Source organism: Flavobacterium sp., assembly GCF_027484705.1.
In the GTDB taxonomy this organism is placed as follows: Bacteria; Bacteroidota; Bacteroidia; order Flavobacteriales; family Flavobacteriaceae; genus Flavobacterium.
In genome coordinates this window covers 121,222-131,347 of record NZ_JAIXSL010000022.1, presented here as the reverse complement: position 1 = coordinate 131,347, position 10,126 = coordinate 121,222, and the positions used below count along the sequence as shown (strand labels likewise).

Genomic DNA, 10,126 nt, shown 5'->3' with positions numbered 1-10,126 from the left:
GCTACTGTAGATGCTTCTAGCTTAAACAGCGGATTGTATTTTGCAAAAATCACAACTGCCAATGCTACTGAAACAGCTAAGTTGATCAAAAACTAATATTTAGTTTATTCATACTAAAATCCCTTGCCAATCGTAAGGGATTTTTTTTGCATTATACCCAGAATAGATTTTAAAAATCGATTATTAAATCCTATTTTTGCACGCAATTAAAAACAAAAAAAATGGCAACGAATAGAACATTTACAATGATTAAACCTGATGCAGTCGAAAACGGACACATCGGTGGAATTTTAAACATGATTACAGAAGGTGGTTTCAAAATTGTTTCTTTGAAATTGACGCAATTGACTGTAGCAGACGCTCAAAAATTTTACGAAGTACACGCAGCAAGACCATTCTACGGAGAATTGGTAGAATTCATGTCTCGCGGACCAATCGTAGCGGCAATCCTAGAAAAAGAAAACGCAATCGAAGATTTCAGAACATTAATCGGAGCTACAAACCCTGCGGATGCTGCTGAAGGAACCATCCGTAAAAAATACGCTAAATCTATCGGAGAAAATGCCGTTCACGGTTCTGACAGCGATGAGAATGCTGCGATTGAAAGCGCTTTCCACTTTGCGGGAAGAGAACAATTCTAAGAAGGACACGCCTGCGGCTTAAGACAGTAAGACACGTCCTACGGACTTAAGACGCGCTGCGCTCCAGACTAAAAAGGATAAAAAAGAAAATCCCGTTTCAATCGAAACGGGATTTTCTTTTTTAATATTAATTGTCTTAAAATCCTAAGGCGCAGCCGAGTCTAAAGCGAAGCGTGTCCAAAGGCGCAGCCGAGTCTTTTCTATCTCAAAACCACTTCCTTCACCACTTCACCTCTGAGTTCCTCATTGAGCATCTTGATGATTTTGTCTTTGCCGTAGCTTAATTCCTGACGTAACACAGACGAAGTCAGTTCAACATAAAGCGTCGAACCTTTGAGTGTAATTTTTTGGGTATAGTTGTTCACGCCCTTGCCCATAAGATTTTTCCACGCATCGTTTACCGCGACTTGGTTGATACCGGGTTGCAGTTTATTCGACTGGATGATTTCTTTCAAAATAGCGCCGATGGAACTTTCGTTACTGAGTCTTTTTGCCATTGGGAATGATGTTGATTGGAGTCGCTCGTTTGTAATGGTATTCTTTTTTGGATGGATTTAAAATCACCAATTCCTGATCGGACAGCGAAACGATTTCTTCTTGCCATTTGGCGAAAGCTGTGCTGTAATGGATGCTGTATTTTCCGTCAGTTTCTTTAATTTCGACGTTTTCAAAAGTATCATTGACGATAAAGGTGCCGTCGAGTTGCGGCATGACTTTCTTTCGGATGCCTTTGTTGTTTTTGATTTCGAAATAATCGTAGACTTCATTGATGCTGTATTCTTTTTTGTTGCCATCAGGAAAAACGACCTTTTCGATTTCCCAATAACCGTTGATTTTCGGAATATCAGAAGATGCTACTTTGGATTGACATGAAAAGGTAAGTACTGCAATAAAGGCAATTACGAGTGATTTTTTCATAAAGAAATGGTACTAAAACTACCGTCTAATTTAAACGAAAAAAAGGACATTACTTTAAAAATAATATCCTTTTTGAAAACTTTTATTCGTGTTTTTATTTGAAGAACGAATCGACAAATTCATATTTATTGAACACTTGTAAATCTTCAAGACCTTCACCTACTCCGATATATTTCACCGGAATCTGGAACTGGTCTGAAATGCCAATTACCACACCGCCTTTTGCCGTTCCGTCGAGTTTGGTTACCGCAAGGCAAGTTACTTCGGTAGCGGCCGTAAACTGTTTGGCTTGTTCGAAAGCGTTTTGCCCTGTCGAACCATCGAGTACGAGCAACACATCGTTTGGTGTGTTTTCGACAACTTTCTGCATGACGCGTTTTACTTTGGTAAGTTCCGCCATCAGATTGGTTTTGTTGTGCAGACGCCCGGCAGTATCAATGATAACTACATCGGCATTTTGCGCTACGGCACTTTGCAAAGTATCAAAAGCGACCGATGCCGGATCGCTGCCCATTTGTTGTTTCACTAATGGAACGCCTACTCGATCGGCCCAAACTTGTAACTGATCAATCGCGGCGGCACGAAAAGTATCGGCGGCACCAAGAACCACTTTATAGCCTTTCTTTTTGAATTGGTAAGCGAGTTTTCCGATCGTTGTGGTTTTCCCAACACCATTGACGCCAACAATCATCAGCACATATGGTTTCAAATTAATCGGAATCACGAATTCTGTTGCCTCGCCAGCATCAACTTCTGAAAGCAAACCTGAAATTTCATCGCGCAATATCTGATTGAGTTCATCCGTACCAAGGTATTTGTCTTCGGCCACGCGCTTTTCGATGCGTGTAATGATTTTAAGCGTGGTTTCTACGCCAACGTCGGACGAGACGAGGATTTCTTCGAGATTGTCTAGAACCTCATCGTCGACTTTGGATTTGCCTGCGACGGCTTTGGTGAGTTTGGAGAAAAAGGAAGTTTTGGATTTCTCCAGGCCTTTATCGAGGGTTTCTTTGGCCTCTTCGCTAATTTTTTTCTCGGAGGTGAATAGTCTTTTGAAAAAACTCATTTGTTGGATTTTTTGATTGTGAGACTGTGAGATTGAAAGACAACAAGATTCCCAAATTAATGGAAATTGCCATTGGAACAATCTGCCCTAGCCCCGATAGCAGTGGAAATCCTTTTGTGGCGGCGTTCGGCACAAAAGATTGGGAACGGATAGCGGGATTAGCTTCTATAAACTGTGGTAAATATAGAAAATAAAAAAGCTACTTCCGAATGAAAGTAGCTGTTCTATATACTGTGTTTGTGATTATTTCTTTTTCAAGAACTCGTCAACCAATTCAGGAGCCATAATCGATTCTACGAATGTATATGCGCCAGTTTTAGGAGATCTTACCATCTTGATGGCTTTTGATAATCTCTTTGAAGAGGTTTGTAACGATGCTACGGTTTTCTTTGCCATGACTTATAAAGTATATGGAGACTTAAATCTCTTATTATTATTTAATTTCTTTGTGAACGGTTACTCTCTTGAGGATCGGGTTGAATTTTTTAATTTCCAAACGGTCCGGAGTGTTCTTTTTGTTCTTAGTCGTAATGTAACGTGACGTTCCAGGAACACCTGACGTTTTGTGCTCTGTACATTCTAAAATTACCTGGATTCTATTGCCTTTCTTTGCCATCTTACTGTATCGTTATTATTTGATGAATCCTTCTGCCTGTGCTTTTTTCAAAACCGCAGAAATTCCATTTTTGTTGATTGTTTTTATCGTAGATGCAGCTACTCTTAGCGTAATCCATCTATCTTCTTCTGGAAGATAAAAACGTTTTTTCACTAAGTTCACAGAAAACTTTCTCTTAGTTTTGTTCATCGCGTGGGAAACGTTATTTCCTACCATCGCTCTTTTACCTGTAAGGTCACAAACTCTTGACATTATGCTTATCTTTTATCGTTATTCAAAATCAGGGTGCAAAGAAAAGAAAAATAAACCTTACTGCAAAACAATTATTGCACATTTTTTTCTTTTTTTTTATTTGCTTTTTAATGGCTCAAAAGATTGTCCTTTTTTGAGAGAACAACTCCAATTCAAATTTAATCAAGTGCCGTTTTTAAAATTTCTTTTTGGAGCAATTCCATACTTTTATTGACGGCCCGGTCAATCACTTTTTCGCGTGGCTGTCCGAAATTAAATTCGTGCACAACGACTTCATTGGCAGAGGCTAAAGCAATAAAAACTGTTCCGAGCTCGGCATCAGCATCGCCTTTGGTTGGCCCGGCATTACCAGTTGTGGCAATCGCGTAATCGGTTTGCATTAACTTTTGAATCGAGAGGGCCATCGCTTTTGCTACTTCGGCACTGACTACGGAATGTTTTTTTATAAGTTCTTCGGAAATCCCCAACACTTTGACTTTGGTTTCTGTTGCGTACGATACGACGCTTCCTTTGAAATAATTTGATGCGCCGGCTACCGAACTTAATAATTGTGCAATCTTTCCACCGGTACAACTTTCTGCTGTTGCGACAGTTTTATTATGCAGTGTAAGCAATCTTCCTAAAACCACTTCAAGGGTTTCATCTTCATCAAAACCGACGATGATGTCGCCGATAATTTGGGTTAATGATGCTATGTTGTCTGCAATGGCTTTTTCAATAAGTTCTTTATCGGTACTTCGCGCAGTCAATCGCAAACGCACTCTTCCGGGATTTGGCAAATAAGCCAGCTTGATAAATGGTGGCAGGTTGTTTTCCCAATCCTCGATGCGCGCCGCGACCATACTTTCGCCTTGACCATAGGTTAATATAGTTTTGTGGAGAATGTACGGACGTTTGTATTCTTTAACGATTTTCGGAATGATTTCGTTGGTCACAATCGCTTTCATCTCAAACGGAACGCCGGGCAACGAAATAAAAACCGTATTCTCTTTCTGCATCCACATGCCGGGCGCGGTGCCAAAAGCATTGTGAAGCGGAACACATTTGGACGGAATCAGTGCCTGATCTTTATTGACCTGAGAAAGCGTAATCGTCGAGATTTTCGCGAACAGCTTTACGATGTGATCTTCAATCGCTTGGTTGCGCACGAGCGTGTCTTGGAAATATTCGCAGAACGTGTGTTTGGTGATGTCGTCTTTTGTTGGGCCTAATCCGCCGGTGATGATCACAAAATCAACCTGATTCTGGAGCTTGGCGAACGTGTCTAAAATGTGCTGCCGGTCGTCAGAAATGGAAATCATTTCGTGTACGGCCACACCAATCTTATCAAGCGCTTTGGCGATGAATCCGGAATTCGTATCGACGATTTGGCCTATGAGGATTTCATCACCGATGGTTACGATGGTTGCTTTCATATTAAAGTGACTGAGCTACTGAGTTGCTGAGTGACTGAGTTTGTTCTTGGTAAGCAGAAACCCTAGCCCTGATAGTAGTAAAAATCCTTTTGTTCTGGGGTTCAGAACAAAATATTGAAACGGATAGCAGGTTCCCGGCTCCTAAAAAGCTCAGGCACTCAGAAACTCAGAAACTCTAATTATAATTCGAAATCTTTCGTAATCTCTTTCACCGCTTTCTCAATCTGCGATTCTACACTGTCAAAAGTGGCGTTGATTTCTTTTCTTTTGCCTTCAGCTTTGGTCCAGGCTTCGATTTGAAGGATTTCCTCAAACGCCTGATCCATGCCCAACAAATCTAAAGTAGGTTTGATTTTGTGCGCGTAACTGTAGGCTAATTTGTGGTCTTTCGTTTTGATGCCGAGTTTGATCTGGGTCAGATCTAAAGGAACTTCGGTCACGAATAATGAGATGATTTGGTTTACGAATTCAGGATCGTTGTCTGAAAGTGCGTAAACTTTTGCTAGGTTGTAATTTAGGGCCATATTATTTTACGTTAATTCTAAATAATTTTTTGTCTTCAAGATATCCTTCGAGGACATCGTTGGGTTTAACGGCGGCAACGCCTTCTGGTGTACCGGTAAAAATGATGTCTCCTATTTTGAGCGTAAAGTATTGAGAAACATATGAAATGAGTTCGTCAATCTTCCACAACATCAGGCCGGAATTGCCTTCTTGCACCATTTTTCCGTTGTTCGAAAGCCCAAAATTAAGACTTTCCAGCGAACTAAAAACTTTTTTCGATATAAAGTCGCCAATCACCGCTGAACCGTCAAATGCCTTTGCTTTTTCCCACGGTAAACCTTTGTCTTTGAGTTTTTGCTGTAGGTCGCGCGCAGTAAAATCGATGCCGACGCTGATTTCGTCATAATACTTGTGCGCGAACTTCGGCTCGATATATTTTCCGACCTTACTGATCTTGACAATGAGTTCAATTTCGTGGTGGATGTCCGACGAAAATTCTGGTATTACAAACGGATGTTGCTTCAATAATATTGCAGAGTCGGGCTTTAAAAAAACCACAGGCTCGTCCGGGCGCTCGTTTTGGAGCTCTTCGATGTGTTTGGCGTAATTGCGGCCGATGCAGATTAATTTCACTTGGTGTTGTTTATGGTTATCGGTTTAGGAGCCGGGAACCTGCTTTCCGCAGTGCACGGCACTTAGCTCCAATCAGGGCTAGGGTTTTCGTATTACAACAACTTATTGTTTAATTTTCGCAACTTGATTGCTGTCAAAACTTTCTTCGTATACAAAGGAAAATCAGCGTTCTGGATCCAGCCAAAATAACCCGGTTCGTCTTCCAAAACCTTTTCGACTTTGGCGCCTTTGTGTTTTCCGAAAGAGAAAATCTCGTCGCCGTCTTTGTCATAAGAAATAAATCCTGCAAAATCCGCGGAACGTTTGCGTGTCGTGAATTCCGACAACGTTTTGATGTCGTTTTCCAGTTCGGGATAACGCTCCAATTGTGCTTTGAGAATTTCGTAAGTCGCCATTGTATCAGCTTCCGCGGAATGCGCGTTTTCTAAACTTTTCCCGCAATAGAATTTTAAGGCGGCACTCAAAGTACGTTCTTCCATTTTGTGGAAAATCGTCTGCACATCCACAGAAACGCGGCTTTTCATGTCAAAATCAACTCCGGCGCGAAGCAGTTCTTCGGCCAACAACGGAATATCGAAACGGTCCGAATTGAAACCACCCAAATCGCTGTCCTTAATCATATTGTGAATCTGAGTAGCCAATTCCTTAAAAGTCGGTTCGTTCGCCACTTTTTCATTCGTGATGCCATGCACGGCAACCACTTGCGGCGGAATCACCATTTCAGGATTGACCAACCAGGTTTTGCTTTCCTTGTTGCCGTTCGGAAATACTTTGAAGATCGAGATTTCGACGATGCGGTCTTTCGCCACGTCAATGCCTGTCGTTTCAAGGTCGAAGAAGCAAATAGGCTTGTTGAGTTTGAGTTCCATGATTGTTTTTTAGGGCTACAAAGATAGGGTTTGCAATTGATAATTAACAATTGATCATTGATAATTAGTGGCAAAGTACTATTTGATCAGTTTTAAAGTAACGACGGATGAATCATTAGAAATACGGATAAAATAAACCCCTCTTGAAAGCGATTCCGGCATCGATAATTCAACAACATTTTCACCTAATGAGAATGGCTTGTCTTGCAGTAAATTTTGGATTTTTCTTCCGTTGCCATCTAATAAATCGACAGCTAGGTTTTGCGGTTCAGCAAGATCGACCCTGATATTGATGTTGTTGGCAAACGGATTAGGGAAAACCGAAAATTCGCTTTTTGCATTAAACTGATTGGTGGTTAAAGCTGTAACATCATAACGAATCAGCGTAGAATCATAATCTGATCCAGCACCAACCCACCCAGCACAGACAATTTTTCCGTCAGGTTGTACCGCAAACGAAAAATTGATGTTATCCAAATTACCGAAATCAGTCGTTATAAATCCTGTGCCGTTGAAACCCGTATCGATGCTTCCGTCAGCATTGAATTGAATCAATAGCGCATCCTGTTGCTGTCCATGGGTCGTCCAGCCGGAACACAGTATTTTTCCGTTGCTCTGTACCTTCATACTGTACAAACCATCATATAAAGAAGTGGCATCTTTATTAGTTTTTACTTTACCGTCAATACCAAAAGTAGTATCTAAAGTACCGTTTGGAAGGTATTTTGACAATATCATTGTGTTATTCGGATATTGTGAGTAGCCCGCCATATAAATAGCGCCCTGAAATTCATCGATCGCATACAATATATCCTTGGCACCAAAATCCGTAACGACCGCGCCGTTGGTTCCAAACGTCAAATCTGGTGCACCGTTGCTGCTGATCTTGAGTATCGCGATATTCCTTAAAGTTTCAAGAGTTTCGAATGCCGTGGTGGTCACGCCCAGCAAAATAGAATCATCTGCAAGGATTTTGATATCCCATAAAAACTGGGAAGTATTGGGAGCCAGCAGATTCAGGATGACTTTTCCGTCCGTCCCAAACGTAGTATCGATCTGGCCGTCAACCGAATACCTAACCAAAGTGGTACCTACATTCGTATTGCTATTGAGATAAGTACTGCCTGCAACAATAATTTTCCCATCACTTTGAACGTCAATGGCATTCGCATAATTCCCAGAACCATTGATATCTGTTTGCACCATACCGTTGGTTCCAAAAGTCGTATCAACTGAACCATCCGCATTGTATCGCATTGTAGCAAAATCAAAAAAATTGGTGTTGTTCGAAACCGATCTGGCGCTTGTGACCAATATCTTACCGTCGGCCAGCAGTTTGATGATTCGGTTTCCACCTGATTCAGTCATTAATGGTGTAAAAACAACACCACCCGTTCCAAAACCGGTATCCAGACTTCCATCGGTATTATACCTTGCTATATAAATATTTCCTGCTACAGAAAAGTCTTTCGCGCCGCAAACCAGTATTTTCATATCGTCCTGAATAATCACTACCCCCGATTGATCAATTCCTGCATAAAATGAATTGATTACTTTCCCATTGGTTCCGAAAGTTGGGTCTAGCGTTACGGTCTGTGAAAAAACAACTTGAGAAACAAAAATGAGTAGGTAAAGTAGCTTCATAAAAAAAGGAATTAAAAAATAAAAGTAAACAAATTAATATGACATTCCACTTCCCATAAAAAAAGCCTTTTCAACAGAAAAGGCTTTCATTATCAATTATCAATTGTCAATTATCAATTAAAAAGAACGGTTCTCATCAAACGCTTCCATATAATCAGCGACGCGTTTCACAAAACTTCCTCCTAAAGCGCCGTCAACAACTCTATGATCGTAACTGTGCGATAAGAACATTTTTTTACGAATACCTATAAAATCACCTTCGGGCGTTTCAATCACTGCAGGCACTTTACGAATCGCGCCTAAAGCTAAAATCCCGACTTGTGGCTGGTTGATGATTGGTGTTCCGAACACACTGCCGAAAGTTCCAACGTTAGTTACCGTGTAAGTTCCGCCTTGTGTATCGTCCGGCTTGAGTTTTCCGGCTTTCGCACGGTTGCCCAAATCGTTTACTGCTTTTGCCATGCCTAATAAATTCAGTTGATCCGCATTTTTAATTACTGGAACAATTAAGTTTCCGTTTGGTAAAGCAGCAGCCATTCCGAGGTTGATGTTTTTCTTTTTGACGATGTAATCACCATCAACGGAAATGTTCATCATTGGGAAATCTTTCAAGGCTTTCGCTACGATTTCCATGAATATTGGCGTAAAAGTCAGCTTCTCGCCTTCTCTCTTTTCGAAGGCATTTTTATTTTTCTCTCTCCAGTCCCAAATTGCGGTCACATCGACTTCGATGAACGATTGCACGTGTGCTGAAGTCTGCACCGATTGCACCATATAACCTGCAATCAGCTTGCGCATACGATCCATTTCGACGATTTCGTCCTGACCATTTACAGACACCGGAATCGCTTTAGGTTGCGCATTTTGAGCAGGTTGAGGCACTACGGGTTGTGATACTGTAGCTTGCGCAGTAGGAGCTTCACTGACCGGAGCGGCCTGAACAGGTTGAGATTGTACCGGAGCCGCTTGTGCCGCCGCCGGAGCATTGGTTCTGTTTTTAATGAACTCTAAAATATCGTTTTTGGTGACACGACCGTCATTGCCTGTACCTTGTATGGCCTCAAGTTCCACAACAGAAACACCTTCTTCTTTAGCGATATTGCGCACCAGAGGCGAGAAGAATTTTTCAGAATGCGTATAATCCTGAGGTTGGCTTGACACCGGAGCTGCCACGTAATCTTTTGCCACTTCAACGGTTTTGGCAACTGCTTCAACAGTAGCTACAGGAGCAGGAGTTTGTTCAACCGCAGCTACAGGTGCCGGAGATACCGTTCCGCCTTCTGTTTCAATAATGGCAATGGTCTGACCCACCTGAACCAAATCGTCTTTCTGGAACAATTGCTCAACCAAAATACCGCTGACTTCCGAAGGCACTTCGCTATCGACTTTGTCCGTCGCGATTTCTAGAACAGCTTCGTCCATTTCGATTTTGTCGCCCACTGCTTTGAGCCAGTTGGTAATGGTTGCTTCTGCAACGCTTTCTCCCATTTTCGGAAGCTTCAATTCAAATCTTGCCATATTGCTAACCTAAAGGTATATTCTTATTTTATGTTTGCGAAATTAATAAA

General features: G+C 41.5%; 14 protein-coding genes. 2 read left to right on the top strand and 12 right to left on the bottom strand.

Annotated elements, in window-relative coordinates:
* Both Q0058_RS14565 and Q0058_RS13315 read left to right on the top strand, forming a co-directional pair.
* Positions 1-96: T9SS type A sorting domain-containing protein (locus Q0058_RS14565; protein ID WP_366869733.1), on the top strand; the 96-nt coding region annotated here is incomplete at its 5' end.
* A gap of 125 nt (positions 97-221) precedes the next feature.
* Positions 222-641 (top strand): nucleoside-diphosphate kinase, encoded by a 420-nt coding sequence (locus tag Q0058_RS13315; protein ID WP_298224747.1) that lies wholly within the window; start codon positions 222-224, stop codon positions 639-641.
* Positions 642-841: 200 nt separating this feature from the next.
* On the opposite strand, the gene Q0058_RS13310 is transcribed toward Q0058_RS13315, so the two are convergent.
* From Q0058_RS13310 to Q0058_RS13255, 12 genes are all read right to left on the bottom strand, one after another.
* Positions 842-1,138, bottom strand: a complete 297-nt coding sequence (locus tag Q0058_RS13310) for a DUF721 domain-containing protein (RefSeq protein WP_298224745.1) — start codon at positions 1,136-1,138, stop codon at positions 842-844.
* Positions 1,119-1,559 carry a lipocalin family protein gene (locus tag Q0058_RS13305; RefSeq protein ID WP_298224744.1) on the bottom strand — a complete coding sequence of 147 codons (441 nt, stop codon included), beginning with the start codon at positions 1,557-1,559 and terminating at the stop codon, positions 1,119-1,121. The genes Q0058_RS13310 and Q0058_RS13305 overlap by 20 nt, the downstream gene beginning before the upstream one ends.
* Positions 1,560-1,653: 94 nt before the next feature.
* Positions 1,654-2,625 (bottom strand): signal recognition particle-docking protein FtsY, encoded by a 972-nt coding sequence (gene ftsY, locus Q0058_RS13300; protein WP_298224742.1) that lies wholly within the window; start codon positions 2,623-2,625, stop codon positions 1,654-1,656.
* A 243-nt stretch (positions 2,626-2,868) separates the two neighbouring features.
* Complete coding sequence (locus Q0058_RS13295; protein ID WP_298224740.1) at positions 2,869-3,021, bottom strand: DUF4295 domain-containing protein; 153 nt, start codon at positions 3,019-3,021, stop codon at positions 2,869-2,871.
* A 37-nt stretch (positions 3,022-3,058) separates the two neighbouring features.
* Positions 3,059-3,241 carry a 50S ribosomal protein L33 gene (rpmG, locus tag Q0058_RS13290; RefSeq protein WP_008253902.1) on the bottom strand — a complete coding sequence of 61 codons (183 nt, stop codon included), beginning with the start codon at positions 3,239-3,241 and terminating at the stop codon, positions 3,059-3,061.
* Between the two features lie 15 nt (positions 3,242-3,256).
* Positions 3,257-3,493 carry a 50S ribosomal protein L28 gene (rpmB, locus tag Q0058_RS13285; RefSeq protein WP_200105856.1) on the bottom strand — a complete coding sequence of 79 codons (237 nt, stop codon included), beginning with the start codon at positions 3,491-3,493 and terminating at the stop codon, positions 3,257-3,259.
* Positions 3,494-3,651: 158 nt separating this feature from the next.
* Positions 3,652-4,908, bottom strand: a complete 1,257-nt coding sequence (locus tag Q0058_RS13280) for a CinA family nicotinamide mononucleotide deamidase-related protein (RefSeq protein ID WP_298224735.1) — start codon at positions 4,906-4,908, stop codon at positions 3,652-3,654.
* A 179-nt stretch (positions 4,909-5,087) separates the two neighbouring features.
* Positions 5,088-5,432 (bottom strand): histidine kinase, encoded by a 345-nt coding sequence (locus Q0058_RS13275; RefSeq protein WP_298224732.1) that lies wholly within the window; start codon positions 5,430-5,432, stop codon positions 5,088-5,090.
* Position 5,433: 1 nt separating this feature from the next.
* Positions 5,434-6,045 (bottom strand): fumarylacetoacetate hydrolase family protein, encoded by a 612-nt coding sequence (locus Q0058_RS13270; protein ID WP_298224731.1) that lies wholly within the window; start codon positions 6,043-6,045, stop codon positions 5,434-5,436.
* A gap of 92 nt (positions 6,046-6,137) precedes the next feature.
* A complete protein-coding gene (locus Q0058_RS13265; protein ID WP_298224728.1) occupies positions 6,138-6,914 on the bottom strand; it encodes a 3'-5' exonuclease in 777 nt (258 codons plus the stop codon).
* A gap of 78 nt (positions 6,915-6,992) precedes the next feature.
* On the bottom strand, positions 6,993-8,558 hold the full coding sequence (locus tag Q0058_RS13260) for a T9SS type A sorting domain-containing protein (protein WP_298224725.1): 1,566 nt from the start codon (positions 8,556-8,558) through the stop codon (positions 6,993-6,995).
* A gap of 117 nt (positions 8,559-8,675) precedes the next feature.
* A complete protein-coding gene (locus Q0058_RS13255; RefSeq protein ID WP_298224723.1) occupies positions 8,676-10,076 on the bottom strand; it encodes a dihydrolipoamide acetyltransferase family protein in 1,401 nt (466 codons plus the stop codon).
* Between the last annotated feature and the right edge of the window lie 50 nt (positions 10,077-10,126).

Bases quoted from the DNA above. Each gene is read 5' to 3' on its own strand.
- Q0058_RS13275 (WP_298224732.1), bottom strand. From the start codon at position 5,432: ATGGCCCTAAATTACAACCTAGCAAAAGTTTACGCACTTTCAGACAAC.
- Q0058_RS13295 (WP_298224740.1), bottom strand. From the start codon at position 3,021: ATGGCAAAGAAAACCGTAGCATCGTTACAAACCTCTTCAAAGAGATTA.
- Q0058_RS13260 (WP_298224725.1), bottom strand. From the start codon at position 8,558: ATGAAGCTACTTTACCTACTCATTTTTGTTTCTCAAGTTGTTTTTTCA.
- Q0058_RS13280 (WP_298224735.1), bottom strand. From the start codon at position 4,908: ATGAAAGCAACCATCGTAACCATCGGTGATGAAATCCTCATAGGCCAA.
- ftsY (WP_298224742.1), bottom strand. From the start codon at position 2,625: ATGAGTTTTTTCAAAAGACTATTCACCTCCGAGAAAAAAATTAGCGAA.
- Q0058_RS13305 (WP_298224744.1), bottom strand. From the start codon at position 1,559: ATGAAAAAATCACTCGTAATTGCCTTTATTGCAGTACTTACCTTTTCA.
- Q0058_RS13315 (WP_298224747.1), top strand. From the start codon at position 222: ATGGCAACGAATAGAACATTTACAATGATTAAACCTGATGCAGTCGAA.
- Q0058_RS13265 (WP_298224728.1), bottom strand. From the start codon at position 6,914: ATGGAACTCAAACTCAACAAGCCTATTTGCTTCTTCGACCTTGAAACG.
- Q0058_RS13310 (WP_298224745.1), bottom strand. From the start codon at position 1,138: ATGGCAAAAAGACTCAGTAACGAAAGTTCCATCGGCGCTATTTTGAAA.
- rpmB (WP_200105856.1), bottom strand. From the start codon at position 3,493: ATGTCAAGAGTTTGTGACCTTACAGGTAAAAGAGCGATGGTAGGAAAT.
- Q0058_RS13255 (WP_298224723.1), bottom strand. From the start codon at position 10,076: ATGGCAAGATTTGAATTGAAGCTTCCGAAAATGGGAGAAAGCGTTGCA.
- rpmG (WP_008253902.1), bottom strand. From the start codon at position 3,241: ATGGCAAAGAAAGGCAATAGAATCCAGGTAATTTTAGAATGTACAGAG.